This is a genomic window from Nocardioides sp. GY 10113, from assembly GCF_004919105.1.
In the GTDB taxonomy this organism is placed as follows: domain Bacteria; phylum Actinomycetota; class Actinomycetes; order Propionibacteriales; family Nocardioidaceae; genus Nocardioides.
Genome location: NZ_STGK01000005.1, coordinates 289602 through 310280 on the forward strand (window position 1 = coordinate 289602; position 20679 = coordinate 310280).

Below are 20679 nucleotides of genomic sequence, written 5' to 3' on the forward strand. Positions count from 1 at the left end.
GGTGCTTCGACCCTAGCGCTCGGAGGGGGTGAGGATCAGGCGTCGCCGGCCAACATCTCAGGAGTGAGCGAGGCTTCGGTGTCCGGGATGCCGAGTTCCTCGGCGCGCTTGTCGGCCATCGCGAGCAGCCGACGGATCCGTCCGGCGATCGCGTCCTTGGTCAGCACCGGCTCGTGCAGCTGTCCGAGCTCCTCGAGCGAGGCCTGCTTGTGCTCCAGGCGCAGCGTGCCGGCCATCCGCAGGTGATCGGGGACCTCGTCGCCGAGGATCTGCATGGCCCGCTCGACCCGGGCGCCGGCCGTCACCGCGGCACGCGCGGAGCGGCGCAGGTTGGCGTCGTCGAAGTTGGCGAGCCGATTGGCGGTGGCGCGCACCTCGCGGCGCATCCGGCGCTCCTCCCAGGCCATCAGCGTCTCGTGCGCGCCCAGGCGGGTCAGCAGCTGGCCGATCGCGTCGCCGTCGCGGATCACCACCCGGTCCACGCCGCGCACCTCGCGCGCCTTGGCCTGGATGCCGAGGCGGCGCGCGACGCCCACCAGGGCCAGCGCCGACTCCGAGCCGGGGCAGGTGATCTCCATCGACGACGAGCGGCCCGGCTCGGTCAGCGATCCGTGCGCGAGGAAGGCACCGCGCCACGCGGCGACGGCGTCGCACGCGCCGCCGGAGACGACCGCGGGGGGCAGCCCGCGCACCGGGCGGCCCCGCTGGTCCAACAGTCCGGTCTGGCGGGCCAGCGCCTCGCCGTCGCGGACCACGCGGACGATGTAGCGGCTGCCGCGGCGGATGCCGTTGCCCTGGACCATCACCACGTCGGAGGTCTGCCCGTACATCTCCGAGATGTCGCGGCGCAGCCGGCGCGCGGCCGCTCCGGTGTCCAGCTCGGCCTCGACCACGATCCGCCCGCCGACGATGTGCAGCCCACCCGCGAAGCGCAGCGTGGACGCGACCTCAGCCTTGCGACAACACGTCTTGGTGATGTTGATCGCGGCCAGTTCAGCCTTCACCTGAGGAGTCATCGCCATGCGCCGATCTTCCCACGACCGTCAACGACCCTCGCGCCCGCCTCGCGGGTCCGGGGCGAGCCCGGGACAGTGTCCCGTACGACGCCCGCGGCCCCGTCGCGCCACGGCGCCCGCCGCCTCAGACCGCCTCGACGATGCCCGCGTACGCCGCCGCCAGCCGCGCCGGGTCGTGTCGCGGCGTACCGTCCCCGACGGCGACGTCGGCGAGGACGAGACGCGCGCCGAGCGCCGCGACGACCTCCTCCAGCTCCGCCCGGAGCTGGTCGCGGCGGGCGGGGTCGCCGCCGAGGCTGCTCGGGTCGGCGAGCACGGTGTGCACGCGCAGATCGGGGGCGTGCTGGACCAGCACCGCCAGGTGGTCGGCGGGACCGAAGCCGCCCGTCTCCCCCGCCTGCTCGGCCAGGTTCAGCACCACCACGACCCGCGCCTGCGTCTCCATCAGCGCCCGCGCCAGGTCCGGCACCATCAGGTGCGGGAGCACCGACGTGAACCACGAGCCCGGTCCCAGCACGACCCAGTCGGCCGAGGCGATCGCGGACGTCACCGCCGGGCTCACCTCGGGGTCGGGCGGCACGAGCGCGATCTGCTCGATCACCCCGTCCGTGGTGGCCACCTCGACCTGGCCGCGCACGGTGACGACGGCGTCCGGGGCGTCGGGGGCGGTGCCGCGGACCTGAGCGGTGATGTCCATCGGCGTCAGCGCCATCGGCAGCACCCGGCCCTTCGCACCGAGCAGCCGGCCGACCCAGTCCAGGGCGTCGACGTGGTCACCGAGCAGCTCCCACAGCCCGACGATCAGCAGGTTGCCGACCACGTGGCCGCGCATCTCCCCCTCCCCGGCGAACCGGTGCTGCATCACGCGCGCCCAGGTGGCACCCCACTCGTCGTCGCCGCAGAGCGCGGCCAGCGCCATCCGCAGGTCGCCCGGCGGCAGTACGCCGAACTCGCCGCGCAGCCGACCCGAGGAGCCGCCGTTGTCGGCGACAGTGACCACCGCGGTCAGCTCGTCCACCGTCAGGTCGTCGACGAGCATCCGCAGCGCGCTGAGGCTGGCGTGCAGGCCGTGTCCGCCGCCGAGCGCCACCACGGCTTGGGCGCGCTCGACGAACCCCGCGGAGGGTCGGTCCGATGTCGTCATCGCCGCGCCGTCACTCGCGTCCGAGATCACGGTGCAGGGCGCGCGCGGCGAAGCCCTGCTGCTGCAGCCGCGAGGCGATCTCCTCGCTCATCGCGACGCTGCGGTGCTTGCCGCCGGTGCAGCCGACGGCCACCCGCATGAAACGCTTGCCCTCACGCAGGTAGCCGTCCGCGACCGTGCGCAGCACCGGCACGTAGGCGTCGAGGAACTCCCCGGCGCCCGGCTGGGACAGCACGTAGTCGGCGACGTCGGCGTCGCGACCGGTGTGGCTGCGCAGCTCGGGGATCCAGTGCGGGTTCGGCAGGAACCGCATGTCGGCGACGTAGTCGGCATCGACGGGGATCCCGTACTTGAAGCCGAAGCTGATCACCGTGACGCGCAACCGGGTGACCTCCTCGGTGCCGAACGCCTCGGTGATCCGGTCGGTGAGCTGGTGCACGTTGAGGTTGCTGGTGTCGATGACCAGGTCCGCGTCGGCGCGGACGTCGGCCATCACCACGCGCTCCCGCTCCAGCCCGTCGAGGAGTCGGCCGCCCTCCTGGAGCGGGTGCGGCCGTCGTACCGCCTCCTGCCGGCGGACCAGGACGTCGTCGGTGGCGTCGAGGAAGACCAGGGTGTGGTCACGGCCCGTGATGCCGTGCGCCAGCGTGCTCTTGAGGCCGTGGAAGAACGAGCCGGAACGTACGTCGACGACGACCGCGATCGGCTGCCGGGGACCGAAGTTCTCGTCGACGAGGCGGACGACGTCGGGCAGCAGGCTCGGCGGGAGGTTGTCGACCACGTAGAAGCCCAGGTCCTCCAGCTCCTTGGCCGCGGTGCTGCGCCCGGCACCGGTCATCCCGGTGACGACCACCAGCTCGCCCGGGTGCTGCTCATCCATCGCTCTCCCCCTGCCCTCCCGACGTCACGGCGCCAGTCTTCCGCATCCGGTCCGCCGGCTCCGTGCGGTCCTTGTCCAGCGCGTCCTTGATGGCCGTCGCGGTGCGGGGCCCGATGCCCGGCACCTCGGCGATCTCGTCGACGGTGGCCGCGCGCAGCTTGCGCAGCGAACCGAAGTGGCGGATGAGGGTCTTGCGGCGTACCTCCCCCAGCCCGGGCACGTCGTCGAGCAGGCTCTCCACCATGGACTTCGAGCGCCGCGACCGGTGGTGCGTGATGCCGAACCGGTGGGCCTCGTCGCGGACGCGCTGCAGCAGGTAGAGGCCCTCGGAGGTGCGCGGCAGGATGACCGGGTCCTCCTGGTCGGGCAGCCACACCTCCTCCAGGCGCTTGGCGAGGCCGCAGACGGGGATGTCGTCGATGCCGAGCTCGGCGAGGGCGCGCACCGCGGCGGCGACCTGCGGCGGACCGCCGTCGACGACGACCAGCCCCGGCGCGTAGGCGAACTTGCGCGGTCGCCCGGTGTCGGGGTCGACCAGCATCGGGCCCGCCGCGTCACCGGCCCCGGTGGCACCGTCGCTCGATCCGACCTCGGCCGAGTCGGCGACCACGCTGCGGGCCTGCTCGTCGAGGAGTCGCCGGAACCGCCGCGTGATCACCTCGTGCATCGAGGCGATGTCGTCCTGCTCCGCGTGCGCCGCCCTGGACTCGCCGCGGATCACGAAGCGGCGGTACTCGCCCTTGCGGGCCAGCCCGTCCTCGAAGACCACCATCGAGGCGACCACCTCGGTGCCTTGCAGGTGGGAGACGTCGTAGCACTCGATCCGCAGCGGCGCCTCGTCCAGCTCCAGCGCCTCGGCGATCTCGGCCAGCGCCCGGTTGCGGGTGGTCAGGTCGCTGGCGCGCTTGGTCTTGTGCAGCGCCAGGGCCTCGGCCGCGTTGCGGGCGACGGTCTCCTGCAGGGTGCGCTTGTCGCCGCGCTGGGGAACCCGGATCTCGACCCGACTCCCCCGCAGCTCGGAGAGGAGCTGCTCGAACGTGGCCGCCTCGGCCGGCAGCTCCGGCACCAGGATCTCCCGCGGCACCAGGTCCTTCGCCTCCTCGGGCGCGGCACCGGCGTAGAGCTGGAGCAGGAAGTCGCCGACCAGCTCGGCCGTCTCGCCGTCGTCGGTGCGGTCCGCCACCCACGCCCGCTGGCCCCGGATCCGGCCGCCGCGGACGTGGAAGATCTGGACCGCGACCTCGAGCGGGTCCTCGGCCAGCGCGATCACGTCGGCGTCCGCGCCGTCGCCGAGCACCACCGCCTGCTTCTCGAGCGCCTTCTCCAGCGCCTGCAGGTCGTCGCGGAGCCGCGCGGCCTTCTCGAAGTCGAGCGCGTCCGAGGCGGCGAACATCTCCTGCTCGATACGGCGGGTGAACTGCCGGGTGCGACCGGCCATGAAGTCGCAGAAGTCCTCGACGATCGCTCGGTGGTCCTCGGGCGAGATCTGCCCGACGCACGGCGCCGAGCACTTGTCGATGTAGCCGAGCAGGCACGGCCGTCCGATCTGCGCGGACCGCTTGAACACGCCGTTGGTGCACGACCGCATCGGGAAGACGCGCAGCAGGATGTCGACGGTCTCGCGGATCGCCCAGGCGTGGCTGTACGGACCGAAGTAGCGCGTGCCCTTCCGCTTGGCACCGCGGCCGACCATCACCCGCGGGAACTCGTCGCCGACGGTGACCGCGAGCCAGGGGTAGGACTTGTCGTCGCGGTACTTCACGTTGAACCGCGGGTCGTACTCCTTGATCCAGGAGTACTCCAGCTGGAGGGCCTCGACCTCCGTGCCCACCACGGTCCACTCGACCGAGGTCGCCGTGGTGACCATCGTCGCCGTGCGGGGGTGCAGGTTGCCGACGTCCTGGAAGTACGACGAGAGCCGCGCGCGCAGGTTCTTCGCCTTGCCGACGTAGATCACCCGGCGGTGCCGGTCGCGGAACCGGTAGACGCCCGGCCCGGTGGGGATCGAGCCCGGTGCGGGCCGGTACGAGAGCGGGGACGGCACGGCGTCCAGCCTACGGAGCGTGATCAGACGGCGAGGATGCGGTCACCCTCGACCTCGATCGGCAGCCCTTCGAGGGGCGCGGGCGCGGGGCCTCCCTGGGCCTCGCCGTTGACGGCCGAGTAGGAGCTGCCGTGGTGGCTGCACCGGATCGTGTCGCCGTCCACGGAGGTGACGGTGAGGCCCCGGTGGGTGCAAACCGCGGTGAAGGCCAGGAACTGGCCCGCCGTCGGCTGGGTCAGGACGACCTTCAGGTCGGTGAGTACGATGCCGCCACCGACCGGCACCTCGTCGGTCGTCGCCAGCTCGGCGCCGGCCTTCAACGCGGGTGCGTCCGATCCCCCGTCGCCGGCGCAGCCAGCGAGCGCCGCCGCCACGCCGAACGCGCCGAGACCGGAGAAGACCATCCGGCGGGTGGCACGGGGCTGGCCGGGGGCAACGGTCACGACTCGACCACCTGGCCGTCGGTCACCTGGACCGCGACCTCGGGGAGCGGACTCGGGGCGGGGCCGGCCGTGACCGAGCCGTCGGTGATCGAGAAGTGGCTGCCGTGGCAGGGGCAGACGATCTCGCCGCCCTCGACGGAGCCGACGAGGCACTGGTTGTGGGTGCACACCGCGGAGAACGCCGCGAAGGTGCCGGCCTCGGGCTGGGTGACGACGACCCGGCTGTCGGGGAGGACCACGCCGCCGCCGACCGGCACGGCATCGGCTGCCACCAGGGCACCGGGGACCGAGGCGGGACTGGTCGTCCCGTCGCCGGACGGGCTGGCGGACCCCCCGGTGGGCGAGGGGGTGGGGGCGGGGGTGGTCGGTTCGGGGGCCGTCGAAGTCTCGGAGCCGCCGCAGGCCGCGAGCAGCGGAGCGCCGACACCGATCGCCGCCGCGCCGCCGAGGGCCTGCCGCCGGTTCAGGGGAGCCATGCCGATCAGCCTACGGACCGGCGGACGGCGGCGGCTGAGACGGCGCTGAGATTCCGTGGACCGGTCACGACGCGGCGGTCTTCCGCGGCGAGCGGCTGGGCGCCTTCTTCGCCGCCTTCTTCGCGGTCTTCTTGGCCGGTGCGGCCGCCGTGGTCGCGCGGCGGGGCTTGCTCTGCTCCGCGTGGCGGCCGTCGAGCAGCGGCGCGAGGAACTGGCCGGTGAAGCTCTCGGGCACCGACGCGATGAGCTCGGGGGTGCCCTCCGCGACGACGGTGCCGCCACGCGAGCCGCCTTGCGGACCCATGTCGACGATCCAGTCGGCCGTCTTGATCACGTCCAGGTTGTGCTCGATGACGAGCACCGTGTTGCCCTTGTCCACGAGGCTGGACAGCACGCCCAGCAGCTTGCGGATGTCCTCGAAGTGCAGGCCGGTGGTGGGCTCGTCGAGCACGTAGACGGTCCGTCCGGTCGAGCGCTTCTGCAGCTCCGCGGCCAGCTTCACGCGCTGCGCCTCGCCACCCGAGAGCGTGGTCGCCGGCTGCCCGAGGCGGACGTAGCCGAGCCCGACCTCGCAGAGGGTCTTCATGTGCCGCGCGATCGCGGGCACGGCGGCGAAGAAGTCGGCGGCCTCCTCGATCGGCATGTCGAGGACCTCGGCGATGGTCTTGCCCTTGTAGTGCACCTCGAGGGTCTCCCGGTTGTACCGAGCCCCGTGGCAGACCTCGCAGGGGACGTAGACGTCCGGCAGGAAGTTCATCTCGATCTTGATGGTGCCGTCGCCGGCGCACGCCTCGCAGCGGCCGCCCTTGACGTTGAACGAGAAGCGGCCCTGCTGGTAGCCCCGCATCTTCGCCTCCGGCGTGGACGCGAAGAGCTTGCGGACGTGGTCGAAGACGCCGGTGTAGGTCGCCGGGTTGGAGCGCGGGGTGCGCCCGATCGGCGACTGGTCGACGTGGATCACCTTGTCCACGTGCTCGAGTCCGGTGATCTTCTGGTGCCGGCCCGGGATGGTCCGGGAGTTGTAGATCTGCTTGGCCAGCGACGTGTAGAGGATGTCGTTGACCAGCGTCGACTTGCCCGAGCCGGACACCCCGGTGACCGCGACGAACATGCCGAGCGGGAACGACACGTCGATGTTCTTCAGGTTGTGCTCGCGGGCGCCGTGCACCTTGAGCTCGCGACCGATCGTGCGCGGACGCCGTACGGCGGGGACGGCGATCTCCCGGCGCCCCGACAGGTACTGCCCGGTCATCGAGTCCGGGTGCTCGAGCAGGTCCTTGACGGTGCCCGAGTGGACCACCTGGCCGCCGTGCTCGCCCGCGCCGGGTCCGATGTCGACGATCCAGTCCGCGACCCGGATGGTGTCCTCGTCGTGCTCGACCACGATCAGGGTGTTGCCCAGCTCCTTGAGCCGGACCAGCGTCTCGATCAGCTTCTGGTTGTCACGCTGGTGCAGCCCGATCGACGGCTCGTCGAGCACGTAGAGGACGCCCACCAGGCCGGCGCCGATCTGGGTCGCCAGGCGGATGCGCTGCGCCTCGCCGCCGGAGAGCGAGCCCGACGGACGATCGAGCGACAGGTAGTCGAGGCCGACGTCGAGGAGGAAGTTCAGCCGCTCCTGGATCTCCTTGAGGACCCGCTCCCCGATCTGTCGCTCGCGCGTGCTGAGGTCGAGGTTGGCCAGGTAGTCGGCGGCCTCGTTGATCGGCAGCGCGCAGACCTCGGCGATGTTCTTGCCGCCGGCATCGCGCGGGCCGAGGGTGACCGACATGGAGACTGGCTTGAGCCGGCTGCCGGAGCAGACCGGGCAGGGGACCTCGCGCATGAAGCCCTCGAACCGCTCGCGGCTGGTGTCGGTGTCGGCCTCGCGGTGACGGCGCTCGACGTAGCGGCGCACCCCCTCGAACTCGGCGTAGTAGGCGCGCTCCCGGCCGTACCGGTTGCGGGTGACGACGTGCACCTTCGTCGGGTGGCCGTCCAGGATCGACCGCTTGGCCTTCGCGGGCAGGTCCACCCACGGCGTGTCCACGTCGAAGCCGAGCTCCTCGCCCAGCGCGATCAGCAGCTTGCCGAAGTAGTCGGCCACGTGCGCGTGGCTCCACGGCTGGAGCGCACCCTCGGCCAGGGTGGCGGTCTCGTCGGGGACCACCAGCTCGGGGTCGACCTCCATGCGCGTGCCCAGCCCGGTGCACGCCGGGCAGGCACCGAACGGCGAGTTGAAGGAGAACGAGCGCGGCTCGAGGTCGTCGGTGTCGATCGCGTGCTCGTTGGGACACGCCATCTTCTCGCTGAACCGGAGCTCGCGGCCCTCGGCGTCCTCGGGGAGGTCGACGAAGTCGAACAGCACCAAGCCGCCGGCCAGGCCGAGCGCGGTCTCCACCGAGTCGGTGAGCCGACGCTTCGCCGACTCCTTGACCGCCAGGCGGTCCACCACGACCTCGATCGTGTGCTTGAGCTTCTTGTCCAGCACCGGGGGGCTGTCCAGCGTGTGGGTCTCGCCGTCGACGCGGGCGCGCGAGAACCCCTGGGTCTGGAGCTGACGGAAGAGGTCGACGTACTCCCCCTTGCGACCACGGACCACCGGGGCGAGCACCTGGAAGCGCTTCCCCTCCTCCAGCGCCAGGATCCGGTCCACGATCTGCTGCGGGGTCTGCCGCTCGATCGGGGCGCCGCAGGTCGGGCAGTGCGGCCGACCCGCGCGGGCGTAGAGCAGGCGCAGGTAGTCGTAGACCTCGGTGATGGTGCCCACCGTGGAGCGCGGGTTCTTGCTCGTCGACTTCTGGTCGATCGAGACGGCCGGCGACAGGCCCTCGATGAAGTCGACGTCCGGCTTGTCCATCTGGCCCAGGAACTGCCGGGCGTACGCCGAGAGCGACTCGACGTAGCGGCGCTGGCCCTCGGCGAAGATCGTGTCGAAGGCCAGGCTCGACTTGCCCGACCCGGACAGGCCGGTGAAGACGATGAGCGAGTCGCGCGGAAGGTCGATGGAGACGTCCTTCAGGTTGTGCTCACGCGCGCCACGGACGATCAGCTGGTCTGCCACACGCTCAAGCCTACGGAGAACCTCCGACATCCCCGTTTCCAGGACTGTTTCGGCCACGGAACGGACCGGCGGCGCCGCCTCGGGCATCGGGCAGACTGGCGGCCATGACCTACACCGGTGACGTGACCGTCGGCGGCCCGCCCGCGGTCCGTGAGCTGCCCTCGCTGACCGTGACGAAGATCGCGGTCGACGAGAGGATGGCCAACAACGCCTACCTCCTGACCTGCGTCTGCACGGGCGACCAGGTGCTCGTCGACGCGGCCGACGCGCCCGAGGTCCTGCTCCCCCTGCTCGGCGACACCGACCTGGCCGCGGTGGTCACCACCCACCAGCACTGGGACCACCACCGCGCCCTGCCCGCGGTGGTCGAGGCGACCGGAGCCGAGGTGGTCGCCGGCGCCCCCGACGCCGACGCGATCACCGAGCAGACCGGCGTCCCGGTCGCCCGACGGGTGACCGACGGGGACACCATCTCGGTGGGCGACTGCACGCTCGAGGTGATCCGCATCACCGGGCACACGCCGGGGTCGATCGTGCTGGCCTACGACGACACGGCCTCCGGGGGCACCTGGCACCTGTGGACCGGCGACTCGCTCTTCCCCGGCGGAGTGGGCGCCACCTTCGGCGACGCCGCCGCGTTCGCGTCGCTCATCGACGACGTCGAGGCCAAGATCTTCGGGCGCTTCGACGACGCCACCTGGTTCTACCCCGGCCACGGCGGCGACTCGACCCTGGGGGCCGAGCGCCCGCACCTGGCGGAGTGGCGCGCACGCGGCTGGTGACACCGGGGTGGCCGGGGCCGCGGCTCAGACCCGGTCGCGGTCCAGGACCGGGCGCTTCGCGCCCATCAACGTGCGCAGCCGGCCGAGGCCACGGTGTCGGGCGACCCGCACCGCGGTGGCCGACATCCCGAGGGCGCGCGCCGTGGCGGCCACGTCCAGGCCCACCACGTCGATGCAGGCGATCACCTCGGCCTCGCGGGGGCTGAGATGCGCCAGCAACCGGCGGGTGGTGTCGTCGGACTCGAGGAGCGAGTCCGGGGCGGGATCGCGGGCCACCTCGGTCGCCCCCGCGTCGTCGGCGGGGTAGGTCTGGCGCCGCGCCGAGCGCCGCCGGTGGTTGGCGGCGATGTTGCGGGCGATCGAGATCAGCCAGCCGCCGAAGTCCAGGTCGGAGCCCTTGAACTCGCCGATCTTGGTGGCGGCGACCGTCCACGCCTCGGCCGCGATGTCGTCGGCCGCGGTGGCGGAGTCGCCCGAGGGCAGGGTCGACAGCAGCACCACCAGTCGCCGGGCATGGAGCTGGTAGAGGCCGCGCCATGCGTCCTCGTCGCCCCTCCGTGCTCCCGACACCAGGTCGCCGTCGGCTCCTGACGCCATCACTCCCGTGCCTCCCTCATTCGCGGCGCACACTACAAGTCGAGGGCGTCCGTAACGATCTGAGGGGCATATGACATGTTGTGGGTATGAGCCGGAAGAACCCACGACCGAGCCGCGACGCCGTGCGTCGTGCGCTCGCTGCCGACCTCACCGGCTCCCACCCGCCCGACGAGCAGCTGATCCAGCGTCTGGCCGCCATCGCGGCGGCGAGCCCGCTGCCGCCGACCGTCACCCCCTGGTGGCGCCGTGGCGCCGCCGCCATGGTGTTCGGCGGCGCCCTGGTCGTCGGTGGCGGCGTGTCGTACGCGACCGGCGCCGTCGACGCGCCGTGGTCGCCGTCCGCGCCCGTGAAGCCCACCCAGAACGCGCCGCTCAGCCCGCTCGAGCCGACCGACGGCGCCGCGGCGTCCGAGCCGGCCGAGACCGCCACCGTCCCCCGTGAGCGTGCCGCCGAGACCGAGGCCACCCACACGCGGGCGCCGTCGGCCGACAGCACCGCCCGCGACGACGAGTCCGCGGACCGCACGCGGGCCACCGACGACGACGCCACGTCCACCGCGTCCGAGTCCTCCGGCAAGGCCACGGGCCACGCCGAGGGCAAGAAGAAGGACAAGCAGGACAAGAAGGAGTCGGAAGGCGCCGGCAACGGTCACGACAACGGCAACGCCTGGTGGAAGAACGAGGGTGACGCCAGGAGCGCGACGGCCGGCCACGCCTGGGGCCGTGACGGCTCCTCCGGCGAGGAGCGTGCCGCCGACGCGGTCACCCGTGCCAAGGCGCTCGGCAAGGGCCACGGCTACGCCTTCGGCCGGGGCTACGCCTACGGGCATGGCCGCGGCTACCAGCCGGGGTGGCGTGGTGACCACCGTCCCGTCGCCGACACCGGCGACCGCGCCGGCAACGGCCTGGGCAACGGCAACGGCAACGGCAACGGTCAGCGCCACGGCAACGGCAACGGCACCCGCGCCAGCAACGACGCCTGGTGACGAGCACCGCGACAAACTTCTCGGGAACGGTGTAACGCCGTACCGAGCTCGCGACATCTCATCAGTGACAGCGCGCGAAGGCCCCGCCCCACCGGGGCCGAGCGATGTCGCTGCTCGCAAGAGCATGTCCCCCATGAAGCGCCTGCCGGGACCCCCACACTGCCGGCAGGCCTCAGCACCCTGGCACCAATTCCCCCTGGTGCCAGGGTGCTGCTCTTCTCCCGTGGCCCGCACCGCGTCGCCCGTGGGACGTGACGGGCCTCACGTTGAGGCGCCTGGCTGCCGATACACGTAACGGGATGACTGTCACGCGACATCAACCAGGAGACAGCAAGGCGGACCACTCGGAGCCCGCACCAGTCGAAATGTTTGGGGAGAAATCCACATGAACCACGCCCGTACCGCAGTTGCCGCCTTCGCCGCGGCCCTCGCCCTCGGCGGCGGCGCCCTCGCCGCTCCCGCGACCGCCGGCGAGAAGCCCAGCGAGCCGTGCGCCCAGAAGCAGGCCCAGTACGACCGGGCGACCGCGAAGCTGGCTCAGCTGACCGAGCGCTTCGAGAACAAGCAGGCCAAGGTCAAGAAGGAGCGCAAGGAGCTCCGCGGGGCCGACGACGCCACGGAGAAGCGCGAGGAGCGCCAGGACCTGCGTGAGGCCAAGGCGAAGAAGGTGAAGGTCGCCAAGGAGAAGAAGGCGCAGGTCCAGCGCGTGAACCGTGCCGAGATGCGCCTCACGAAGTGCCTCGAGGCGGTCGACCCCAGCGGTGACGACCCGATCGAGACCGAGACCGAGACCGAGACCGAGACCGAGACCGAGACCGACTGACGCGGTTCGAGCCGCACACGCCACGAGGCCCCGACACCCACCACCCGGGTGTCGGGGCCTCGTCGTGTCACGCCGCCGCCGTGCGGCCGCGGCCGTGCCCGGAGGCACGGGCTCAGCTGTAGCTGGCCTTGACGGTGTCGGTCGTCGGGTGCGCCTGGCACCCGAGGCGGATGCCGTCGGCGAGGTCGTCGTCGTCCAGGACGTCGTTGTGGGCCATCCGCACCTCGCCCTCGATCAGCCGGATCGCGCAGGCCGAGCACTCGCCCTCGCGGCAGGAGAAGGGGGCCTTGATCCCCTTGCCCTCGAGGAAGTCGAGCATCGTCTCCTTCGGGTCCCAGTCGTCGAAGGTGTGGGTCTCGCCGTCGAGCTCGACCTCGAGCTTGACCGGACCGGCCAGCTCGGGCTCGGCGTCCGCCGGGTCCTCGGACTCCGCGGCCTCGATCTCGTCCTCGGCGCGCCGCAGCTCCTCGACGTCGCCGAAGGGGTTGCCGCCGAGCGAGATGAACTTCTCCTGGTGCCGGCGCTCGCGGGGGAACTCCAGCTCCTTGAGGACGCCGGTCACCATCTTCATGAAGGGCGCCGGCCCGCAGACGAACGCGTCACGCTGCAGGTACGCCGACGCGAACGCACGGATCTGCTCGGCCGTCGGGAGTCCCTGGACCGACTCCAGCCAGTGGATCACGTGCAGCCGGTCGGGGTGCTCGGCGGAGAGCCGGGTGAGCTCCTCGGCGAAGATGACCGATCGCTCGTCACGGTTCGCGTAGAGGAGCACCACGCGGCCCGTGCCCTCGGCCAGCACGGTCCGCACGATCGACATGATCGGCGTGACCCCGGAACCGCCGGCGAAGAGGAGCAGGTCGCGGTCGAGGCTGGCGGGGCTGAAGATGCCGGACGGCGGGAGGACCCGCAGCGTGCCACCGACCTCGACGTTGTCGCAGAGCCAGTTCGACGCGTAGCCCTCAGCGGTCCGCTTCACAGTGACGGTGAGCGGGCCGCCGTCGTGGGGGCTGCTGGAGAGGGAGTAGCACCGCGCGGCGACCCCGGTGAGGTCGCTCGGGACCGCAACCGTCAGGAACTGTCCGGGTCGGTAGGCGAACTTCTCCTCGGCGCCGGCCGGCACCGCGAGGCTGATCGATCGTGCGTCCGCGGTCTCGTCGACGACGTCGACCACGTCCAGCACGAAGGACTCGATGTCCAACGTTGGTCCCCTTGCTGATGTTGAGAGCAGTGCGGTGCGGCGGCTCAGTAGCCGTCGTACGCCCCGATCGGGATCCGACCCTCTCGGACGGCGGCGTCGATGCTAGCCAGCATCCGCGGACAGGCCCGGTGGTGGTCCCGGCCAGCGGTCCCGCCCTCGCGACGGGCGAGCTCCGGGCAGGCAGCGGCGGCGCCGGCGGTCCACTGGATCGACGTGTGGTGCTCGCTGTTCTTCTTGACCCCGACGATCGCGGTGCAGTCGAGGCAGGCCACCTCCACCAGGCGCGCCTCCGTGTAGAGCCGCCGATCCTCCAGCGTCTCCTCGCTGGTCGGGACGAACGACGCCATCAGTGGGCCGCCGGGACCCCGGAGGCCGCGTCCTGCTCGGCCTTCTTCGCCAGGTTGTCGGCGACCTCGGCCTGCCAGTACTCGTTGGCCTTGGTCGTGTCGACCTCGAACTCGAAGCGGTCGGTCATCTCCGGGTCGATGTCGGCGACGTCGACGTAGAACTGCTCGTACCAACGACGCAGCTGGTAGACGGGCCCGTCCTCCTCGCACAGGAGCGGGTTCTGCACCGGCACCTTGTTCTTCCAGATGTGCACGTCCTGGAGGAACCCGCCGCCGAACATGTCGGCGTACTTCTTGGCGATGAAGTTGGCGGTCTTGTCGTCCATCCCGACGGGCTTCTTCACCGTGATCCCGTAGTGGAGGGTGAACGAGTCGGGTCCGGTCGGCACGTGGCAGTTGATCAGCACGACCTCGGTCTGGAAGCCCTTGTAGTCGGTGTCGAGCCAGTTGATCATGTACGACGGCCCGTAGTAGCGCGCCTCCGACTTCAGGAACAGCTCGGCGTCGCCGTACCCCTCCTGCTTGTCCGGACGGCCCTTCGACTCCATGAACTGGGTCGCGGTGGTGCCCTCGAAGACGTTGCGGAAGCTGGTCGGGAAGGCGAAGTGCACGTAGTAGAAGTGCGCCATGTCGACCACGTTGTCGATCAGCTCTCGGCAGTGGGAGCCGATGATCTCCTCGGTGTTCCACACCCAGTCGGTGTACTCGCCCTCGGCGAGGCCCGGCAGCTGGGGAGGCAGGATCGAGCGGTCGGCCGGTGCGCCCTCGCTGTCGTGCCAGATCATCAGCTGGTCGTTGACGATGGCCGTCTCGTAGCGCTGCGTGCGCGCGCGCAGCGGCACCCGCCGGGCGTAGGGGATCTCCTTGCAGCGGCCGTCGCCGCCCCAGCGCCAGTCGTGGAACGGACAGGCGATGTTGTCGCCCTTCACCTCGCCCTGGGTGAGGTCGCCCCCCATGTGCCGGCAGTAGCCGTCCAGCACGTTGAGCTCGCCCTGGGAGTCGGCCCAGACCACGAGCTTGGTGCCGAAGCCGGTCACCGCGTGCGGCTTGCCGTCGGCGTAGGTCGAGGCGAGGCCGAGGCAGTGCCATCCCCGCGCGAACCGCTCGGGTGCGGTGCCCTGGTCCAACATCCGGGTAGTGCTCATGTAGAACACGTTATAGTTTTGGCCCGACGGAGACAAGCCGAACCGCAGGAGATCACGCATGCACCTGGCCCTGGAACCCCACCAGATCGCCCTGCGGGAGGAGTTGCGCGAGTACTTCGCCGAGCTGGTCACCCCCGAGGTCCGCGCCGGCCTCGCCTCGGCGACCGGAGAGTTCGGCGAGGCGGGCGTCTACCGCGACGTGATCCGCCGGATCGGAGCCGACGGGTGGCTCGGCATCGGCTGGCCCAAGGAGTACGGCGGCCAGGCGCGCTCGATGGTGGAGCAGCTGATCTTCACCGACGCGGCGGCGGTCGCCGGGGTGCCGATCCCCTACCTGACGCTCAACACCGTCGGCCCGACGATCATGCGGTTCGGGAGCGAGGAGCAGAAGGAGTTCTTCCTGCCGAAGATCCTCGCCGGTGACCTGCACTTCTCCATCGGCTACTCCGAGCCCGGCTCCGGCACCGACCTCGCGTCGCTGCGCACCAGGGCCACGCTCGAGGGCGACGAGTGGGTGATCGACGGCCAGAAGATGTGGACCTCCCTGATCCAGTACGCGGACTGGATCTGGCTGGCCTGCCGCACCGAGCCCGACGCACCGCGGCACAAGGGCCTGTCGATGATCCTGGTCCCGGCCGACGCCGCCGGCTTCTCCTACACGCCGGTGCACACCGTGGCAGGCGTGCACACCTCGGCGACGTACTACTCCGACGTCCGGGTCCCCGCCGCGAACCTCGTCGGCGAGCGCGGCGGCGGCTGGGCGCTGATGACCAACCAGCTCAACCACGAGCGCGTCGCGCTCACCTCGGCCGCTCCCCTGCAGCACTCGCTGCGGCTCGTGCGCGAGTGGGCCGCCGAGACCCGCACGGCGTCCGGCGCGCGGGTGATCGACACCGAGTGGGTGCAGATCGCGCTGGGCCGTGCCCATGCTCGGATCGAGGCGCTGACGCTGATCAACTGGAAGCTCGCCGCCGACGCCGACCACGGCGTCGCGCTCTCCCCCGCCGAGGCGTCGGCCACCAAGATCTACGGATCGGAGCTGGCCACCGAGGTGTACCGCGCGCTGATGGAGGTCGTCGGGCCGCACGCCGGCGTCACCGCCGACTCCCCCGGCGCGGTGCTGGCCGGCCGGCTGGAGCGGTACTTCCGCTCCTCGCTGGTGATGACCTTCGGAGGCGGCACCAACGAGATCCAGCGCGACATCATCGGCTACATCGGACTCGGCCTGCCCGCCGCGAAGCGATAGGACGGACCTCACCATCATGGACTTCCTCTTCACCCCCGAGCAGGACGAGGCCGCCGAGCTGGCGGCCACGATCCTCGGCGACGCCACCGGCAACGACCGGCTCAAGCAGGTCGAGGCGGCCGGCGACAGGTTCGACCGGGACCTCTGGAACCGGCTCGGCGAGGCCGGCCTGCTCTCGCTCCACCTGCCCGAGCAGTACGGCGGCGCCGGGCTCGGCCTCATCGAGCTCGCGCGCGTGCTGGTCGAGGCCGGCCGGCGGGTGGCGCCCGTGCCGCTCGCCGTCCACGGCCCCGCGGGCTACCTCCTGGCCGTCGCCGGGACCGACGAGCAGAAGGCGACCTGGCTGCCGGGGGTCGCGACCGGGGCCACCGTCCTCTCCGCCGCGGTGGCCGAGGACCTCGAGCACCTGCCTGCCGTACCGACGGCGACGGCCACCGCCGACGGACGCCTCAGCGGTACCAAGACCCTGGTCCGTGCCGGCATGGCGGCCGACGCGCTGCTGGTCACCGCCACCGGGCCCGACGGCGTCGGCGTCTACCTGCTCGACGCCGCGGCCGCGGGCGTCGAGCGCCTGGCCCAGCGGACCAGCGACGGCGACGTCACCGCCCTGGTCATGCTCAGCGACGCGCCCGCCTCCCGGGTCGGCGCCGGCGACGCGGCCGGCCTCCTGCGGTCGCTGCTGATCACCTGCGCGGCGGCCGAGCAGCTGGGCGTCACCGACGGCGCCCTGCGCCTCACCGCCGAGTACGCCAAGACCCGGGAGCAGTTCGGGCGCCCGATCGGCACGTTCCAGGCGGTCTCCCAGCGCCTCGCGGACGGCTTCATCGACGTGCTCGGGCAGCGGCTGACGCTGTGGCAGGCCGTCTGGCGGCTCGCCGAGGGGCTTCCGGCTGCCGACGAGGCGGCGGCGGCGAAGCTCTGGGCCGCGGACGCCGGGCATCGGATCGCGCACACCACGGTCCACGTGCACGGTGGCGTCGGCATCGACCTGGACGGTGAGGCGCACCGCTACTTCACGGCCGGCAAGCGGTTCGAGCAGCTCTTCGGCGGCGCCACCGAGCAGGCGCTGGCGATCGGACGCAGCCTGGCCGCGATCTCCTAGGCCTCGCGGTCGTCGCCGAGGACGCGCTGCTCCCCCCGGGCCATCAGCCCCATCAGCAGCAGGGCGCGGCTCTCGGCGACGTCCAGGCTGAGGCCGGTGAGCGCCTCGATCCGTTCGATGCGCCCCCGGAGCGTGTGCCGGTGCACACCGAGCGAACGGGCCGCGGCCTCCCACGAGCCGTTGTGGCGGAGGTAGGCCTCGAGCGAGGCGACCAGCTCGGCGTCGCGGGGTGAGGGATCGTCGGTGAGCGCCGACAGCGCCGGAGCGGTCAGGGCCCGGACCTGCGTCCGCACCAGGTCGTCGGCCAGCAGGGCGCTGACCGTCAGGTTGTTGAACCACCCGATGCGCTGACCGAGGCGTCGGGCAGCTGCCGCGGCCTCGCGCGCCGGCGCCATGCCGTCGGCGATCGTGTCCCGGGGCAGCGGTCCGCTGACGCCGATCACCACGTCGCGGATGGCGGTCTCGGAGACCGCCTGGTCGACCAGGTCGACCAGGCGCGGCGCCTCGTCCGCGAGGATCACGAAGGCCACGCCGCCGGCGACTCGGCTGGCGACGTGGGGCGTCGAGACGTCCTCCAGCTTGTCGACGACCACCTTCGCCAGCCGGGTGTGCGCCCGCGGCGCGGTGACCACCGCCAGCACCACCATCGCGGGGCGCTCGAAGCCGAAGTGGTGCAGGTGGTGCGAGAGGGGGACGTCCGCCAGGCTCGGGTCGAGGAGCAGGTCGAGCAGGGTGCCGCCCAGGGAGTGGTACATCGTGATGAGCTCGGCGGGCCAGTCGAGCTGCAGGGTCACGATCCCCGCGGCCTGGTTGATCAGCAGCCGGTCGTTGGCCGGGGGCGGAGTGTCGTGCACCACGGCCAGTCCGCCCACGACGGCCGACCGACCCCGCAACCGTTGGATGTCGACGACCCCGTGCTCCGTCGCCGCGCCGCCGGATCCGCCACGCCCCTCGCCCAGCCGCCGCCAGCGCTCGGCCACGGTGTCGAGCACCGACCGGTCGCGGGTCGACGTCGCGACCACCACGCCGTACTCGTTGAGCACGACGGCGTGGCAGCGCAGGTCGCGGCTCAGCACGCCGACCAGCGCCTGCGGGCCGCCCCGCACCGCCGCCCGCACCATCCGGTGCTGGCTGGTCAGAGCCTCCTGCAGCGACTCGACCTCGGCCTCCGACAGCCGCCGGACGACGGCCTGGCTGATCGCGACGAAGGGTGTCGGCAGCGGCACCTCGAGCAACGGGAGGTCACAGTCGAGGCAGGCGCGCCGCACCGCCTCGGGGATCCGGTCGAACCGCAGGCCGACCCCGAACCCGAGTGCGGTCGCGCCCGCCTCCGCGAGGCGCCGGACGTAGGCCTCCTGGGCATCCTCGGAGGCGTCCAGCTGCCCGCCGGTGGTCAGCACCAGCTCACCGCCGGTGAGCCACGGGGTCGGGTCGACCGCGTCAGTCGTGTGCACCCAGGACATGGGTCGACCGGGCGACGAGGAGGCGACCAGGGTGAGGCCCAGCTCCTTCTGCCCGAGAAGCCAGTCCAGCGTGACCGTCACGCACCCTCCTGCACCACATCGGACATTCGGTCAGGCACACGGCCAGACGCATGGATCGACAACATGGACAGTCACACCCCCGAAGTTTCGACGGTCTGTCCATCGGCATCGCCGGGCTCCGATCTTACGCTCGTGTCCGCTCGCCGGTGACCCCCACCACATCGGCGAAGGCATAGAGGGAGATACACCTGTGGCAGTTGAGACTTCGGGGCAGCCTGGCCTGAAGCGTTCGTTGAGCCTGTGGGCGATCGTTCTTCTCGGGCTCGGCTACATGACACCGACCGTCATGTTCGACACCTTCGGCATCGTGTCCATCCAGACGAACGGCGCCGTGACGCTGGCCTACCTGGTCGCGCTGGTCGTGATGCTGTTCACGGCCATCAGCTACGGGCGGATGTCGCGGGTCTTCCCGAGCGCCGGCTCCGCCTACACCTACACACGCGAGACGATGAACCCCCGGCTCGGCTTCCTGGTCGGCTGGGCGGCACTGCTCGACTACCTGCTGCTGCCGCTGGTCAACACGCTGATCATCCGCATCTACATGACCGCGCTGTTCCCGTCCGTGCCCGCCTGGGTATGGGTGGTGCTGGTCATCGCGATCCTGACCGGCCTCAACGCGTGGAGCGTGACGTCCACGGCGAAGGTGAACACCGTGCTCGTGGTCTTCGCCGTCACGATGATCGCTGTCTTCGTGGCGCTGGCGCTCGGCCAGCTGGCCGACGGCATGGGCACCGGGACCCTGTTCACCACCGAGCCGCTTTTCCACGAGGGCGTCCACTCGGCGGCAGTCCTGACCGGCGCCACGGTCGTCTGCTTCTCGTTCATCGGCTTCGACGCGATCACGATGTACGCCGAGGAGGCCCGCGACAAGAACATCGTGCCGAAGGCGATCGTGATCACCCTGCTCATCGGCGGCGCGATCTTCGTGGTCAGCGCGTTCGTGGCGCAGGCCGTCTTCCCCGACGCCTCCGGGTTCGAGGTCACCGACGACCCGCTGCCCGAGATGGCGCTCATCGTCGGCGGCAAGCTGTTCCAGCTGCTCTTCGTGTCGGCGGCCTTCGCAGCGACCCTGGCCTCCGGCCTCGCCTCGCACGCCAGCGTGTCGCGCCTGCTCTACGTGATGGGCCGCAACGGCACGCTGCGCCCGGCCCGGCTCTTCGGCTACGTGCACCCGACCCGCCGTACTCCGATCTTCTCCATCGTGGTGGTCGGCGCCGTCTGCCTGCTGGCGATCACGCCCAGCCTCGAGCTGGTCGCCTCGATGATCAACTTCGGCGCGCTCGTCGCCTTCTCGTTCGTGAACCTCTCGGTGATCGCCCACTTCGCGGTCCGCCGCCGGGAGTGCCGCACGCCGAAGCAGATCGCGCTCAACGTCGCGCTGCCGCTGGTGTCGACCGCGATGACCGGCGTGCTGTGGAGCTTCCTGCACCGCGACGCCCTGATCTTCGGCCTCGCCTGGGTCGCCTTCGGCGTCGTCTACGCGATCTTCGTCGCGAAGCGCTCCGGTCGCGACCTGACCGACGTCGACCTCCACGACGACACCCTCGAGCCGGCGTCCGCCTGACGCGGCCCACATCCCCACAACCCGACTGGAACTCACATGTCCCACGACAGCCTCATCCCGACCGACGAGCTCGCCAGCCTGCAGGCCGCGGCCCGCGACCACCTGTGGATGCACTTCACCCGGATGTCGACCTACGACACCGCCGAGGTGCCCGTGATCGTGCGCGGCGAGGGCGCCTACGTCTACGACGCCCACGGCAACAAGTACCTCGACGCCCTGGGCGGCCTCTTCGTCAACCAGCTGGGCCACGGCCGTACCGACCTGGCCGAGGTCGCCGCGCAGCAGGCCAGCGAGCTGGC

The 20679-nt window shown here is 71.5% G+C and carries 19 protein-coding genes; 7 read left to right on the forward strand and 12 right to left on the reverse strand.

What is annotated here, in order from left to right:
• Positions 1-35: 35 nt before the first annotated feature.
• From whiA to uvrA, 7 genes are all read right to left on the reverse strand, one after another.
• Positions 36-1022: a DNA-binding protein WhiA gene (gene whiA, locus E8D34_RS09190; RefSeq protein WP_136594305.1), complete on the reverse strand. Its 987-nt coding sequence runs from the start codon at positions 1020-1022 to the stop codon at positions 36-38.
• Positions 1023-1140: 118 nt separating this feature from the next.
• On the reverse strand, positions 1141-2160 hold the full coding sequence (yvcK, locus tag E8D34_RS09195; RefSeq protein WP_136594306.1) for a uridine diphosphate-N-acetylglucosamine-binding protein YvcK: 1020 nt from the start codon (positions 2158-2160) through the stop codon (positions 1141-1143).
• A 10-nt stretch (positions 2161-2170) separates the two neighbouring features.
• Positions 2171-3040, reverse strand: a complete 870-nt coding sequence (rapZ, locus tag E8D34_RS09200) for an RNase adapter RapZ (RefSeq protein ID WP_136594307.1) — start codon at positions 3038-3040, stop codon at positions 2171-2173.
• Complete coding sequence (uvrC, locus tag E8D34_RS09205; protein WP_136594308.1) at positions 3033-5084, reverse strand: excinuclease ABC subunit UvrC; 2052 nt, start codon at positions 5082-5084, stop codon at positions 3033-3035. The genes rapZ and uvrC overlap by 8 nt, the downstream gene beginning before the upstream one ends.
• A gap of 23 nt (positions 5085-5107) precedes the next feature.
• Entirely contained in the window at positions 5108-5527 is a 420-nt protein-coding gene (locus E8D34_RS09210; protein ID WP_206056635.1) for a Rieske (2Fe-2S) protein, read from the reverse strand.
• Positions 5524-6003 carry a Rieske (2Fe-2S) protein gene (locus E8D34_RS09215; RefSeq protein ID WP_136594309.1) on the reverse strand — a complete coding sequence of 160 codons (480 nt, stop codon included), beginning with the start codon at positions 6001-6003 and terminating at the stop codon, positions 5524-5526. Before E8D34_RS09215 ends, E8D34_RS09210 begins: the two co-directional genes overlap by 4 nt.
• Before the next feature lie 64 nt (positions 6004-6067).
• A complete protein-coding gene (uvrA, locus tag E8D34_RS09220) occupies positions 6068-9046 on the reverse strand; it encodes an excinuclease ABC subunit UvrA (RefSeq protein ID WP_136594310.1) in 2979 nt (992 codons plus the stop codon).
• A gap of 104 nt (positions 9047-9150) precedes the next feature.
• Here uvrA and E8D34_RS09225 point away from each other — a divergent pair, with 104 nt between their 5' ends.
• The gene (locus E8D34_RS09225; RefSeq protein WP_136594311.1) at positions 9151-9828 is read left to right on the forward strand and encodes an MBL fold metallo-hydrolase; all 678 of its coding nucleotides are present in this window, start codon (positions 9151-9153) and stop codon (positions 9826-9828) included.
• A gap of 24 nt (positions 9829-9852) precedes the next feature.
• Here the strand turns inward: E8D34_RS09225 and E8D34_RS09230 are convergent, their stop codons facing one another.
• Positions 9853-10425 carry a sigma-70 family RNA polymerase sigma factor gene (locus E8D34_RS09230; RefSeq protein WP_136594312.1) on the reverse strand — a complete coding sequence of 191 codons (573 nt, stop codon included), beginning with the start codon at positions 10423-10425 and terminating at the stop codon, positions 9853-9855.
• Between the two features lie 86 nt (positions 10426-10511).
• Between E8D34_RS09230 and E8D34_RS09235 the strand changes: the two genes are divergently transcribed.
• On the forward strand, positions 10512-11411 hold the full coding sequence (locus E8D34_RS09235; RefSeq protein ID WP_136594313.1) for a hypothetical protein: 900 nt from the start codon (positions 10512-10514) through the stop codon (positions 11409-11411).
• Positions 11412-11796: 385 nt separating this feature from the next.
• Positions 11797-12234, forward strand: a complete 438-nt coding sequence (locus tag E8D34_RS09240) for a hypothetical protein (RefSeq protein WP_136594314.1) — start codon at positions 11797-11799, stop codon at positions 12232-12234.
• A gap of 112 nt (positions 12235-12346) precedes the next feature.
• Here the strand turns inward: E8D34_RS09240 and E8D34_RS09245 are convergent, their stop codons facing one another.
• From E8D34_RS09245 to E8D34_RS09255, 3 genes are read right to left on the reverse strand one after another with little or no spacing between them, the layout of a single operon-like run.
• Positions 12347-13432, reverse strand: coding sequence for a ferredoxin--NADP reductase (locus E8D34_RS09245; protein ID WP_136594315.1), 1086 nt, complete (start codon positions 13430-13432; stop codon positions 12347-12349).
• A gap of 44 nt (positions 13433-13476) precedes the next feature.
• The gene (locus E8D34_RS09250) at positions 13477-13779 is read right to left on the reverse strand and encodes a hypothetical protein (protein ID WP_136594316.1); all 303 of its coding nucleotides are present in this window, start codon (positions 13777-13779) and stop codon (positions 13477-13479) included.
• On the reverse strand, positions 13779-14924 hold the full coding sequence (locus E8D34_RS09255) for a Rieske 2Fe-2S domain-containing protein (RefSeq protein WP_136594317.1): 1146 nt from the start codon (positions 14922-14924) through the stop codon (positions 13779-13781). Before E8D34_RS09255 ends, E8D34_RS09250 begins: the two co-directional genes overlap by 1 nt.
• 58 nt (positions 14925-14982) lie before the next feature.
• Between E8D34_RS09255 and E8D34_RS09260 the strand changes: the two genes are divergently transcribed.
• Positions 14983-16170 (forward strand): acyl-CoA dehydrogenase family protein, encoded by a 1188-nt coding sequence (locus tag E8D34_RS09260; RefSeq protein ID WP_136594318.1) that lies wholly within the window; start codon positions 14983-14985, stop codon positions 16168-16170.
• A gap of 16 nt (positions 16171-16186) precedes the next feature.
• On the forward strand, positions 16187-17272 hold the full coding sequence (locus E8D34_RS09265; RefSeq protein ID WP_136594319.1) for an acyl-CoA dehydrogenase family protein: 1086 nt from the start codon (positions 16187-16189) through the stop codon (positions 17270-17272).
• On the opposite strand, the gene E8D34_RS09270 is transcribed toward E8D34_RS09265, so the two are convergent.
• Positions 17269-18816, reverse strand: a complete 1548-nt coding sequence (locus E8D34_RS09270) for a PucR family transcriptional regulator (protein WP_136594320.1) — start codon at positions 18814-18816, stop codon at positions 17269-17271. The genes E8D34_RS09265 and E8D34_RS09270 overlap by 4 nt on opposite strands.
• On the opposite strand from E8D34_RS09270, the gene E8D34_RS09275 reads away from it, so the two are divergent.
• Together E8D34_RS09275 and E8D34_RS09280 are read left to right on the forward strand one after the other, a co-directional pair.
• Positions 18734-20380 carry an APC family permease gene (locus E8D34_RS09275; protein WP_136594321.1) on the forward strand — a complete coding sequence of 549 codons (1647 nt, stop codon included), beginning with the start codon at positions 18734-18736 and terminating at the stop codon, positions 20378-20380. The two genes, E8D34_RS09270 and E8D34_RS09275, sit on opposite strands and share 83 nt — an antisense overlap.
• Positions 20381-20416: 36 nt before the next feature.
• Positions 20417-20679 (forward strand): aminotransferase class III-fold pyridoxal phosphate-dependent enzyme (locus tag E8D34_RS09280; protein WP_136594322.1); only part of this gene is annotated, 263 nt, incomplete at its 3' end.

What these genes read in the sequence shown, in the direction of transcription:
- whiA (WP_136594305.1), bottom strand. Translation starts at nt 1,022, where the DNA reads ATGGCGATGACTCCTCAGGTGAAGGCTGAACTGGCCGCGATCAACATC.
- yvcK (WP_136594306.1), bottom strand. Translation starts at nt 2,160, where the DNA reads ATGACGACATCGGACCGACCCTCCGCGGGGTTCGTCGAGCGCGCCCAA.
- rapZ (WP_136594307.1), bottom strand. Translation starts at nt 3,040, where the DNA reads ATGGATGAGCAGCACCCGGGCGAGCTGGTGGTCGTCACCGGGATGACC.
- E8D34_RS09215 (WP_136594309.1), bottom strand. Translation starts at nt 6,003, where the DNA reads ATGGCTCCCCTGAACCGGCGGCAGGCCCTCGGCGGCGCGGCGGCGATC.
- E8D34_RS09225 (WP_136594311.1), top strand. Translation starts at nt 9,151, where the DNA reads ATGACCTACACCGGTGACGTGACCGTCGGCGGCCCGCCCGCGGTCCGT.
- E8D34_RS09230 (WP_136594312.1), bottom strand. Translation starts at nt 10,425, where the DNA reads ATGGCGTCAGGAGCCGACGGCGACCTGGTGTCGGGAGCACGGAGGGGC.
- E8D34_RS09235 (WP_136594313.1), top strand. Translation starts at nt 10,512, where the DNA reads ATGAGCCGGAAGAACCCACGACCGAGCCGCGACGCCGTGCGTCGTGCG.
- E8D34_RS09240 (WP_136594314.1), top strand. Translation starts at nt 11,797, where the DNA reads ATGAACCACGCCCGTACCGCAGTTGCCGCCTTCGCCGCGGCCCTCGCC.
- E8D34_RS09250 (WP_136594316.1), bottom strand. Translation starts at nt 13,779, where the DNA reads ATGGCGTCGTTCGTCCCGACCAGCGAGGAGACGCTGGAGGATCGGCGG.
- E8D34_RS09255 (WP_136594317.1), bottom strand. Translation starts at nt 14,924, where the DNA reads ATGAGCACTACCCGGATGTTGGACCAGGGCACCGCACCCGAGCGGTTC.
- E8D34_RS09260 (WP_136594318.1), top strand. Translation starts at nt 14,983, where the DNA reads ATGCACCTGGCCCTGGAACCCCACCAGATCGCCCTGCGGGAGGAGTTG.
- E8D34_RS09265 (WP_136594319.1), top strand. Translation starts at nt 16,187, where the DNA reads ATGGACTTCCTCTTCACCCCCGAGCAGGACGAGGCCGCCGAGCTGGCG.
- E8D34_RS09275 (WP_136594321.1), top strand. Translation starts at nt 18,734, where the DNA reads ATGGGTCGACCGGGCGACGAGGAGGCGACCAGGGTGAGGCCCAGCTCC.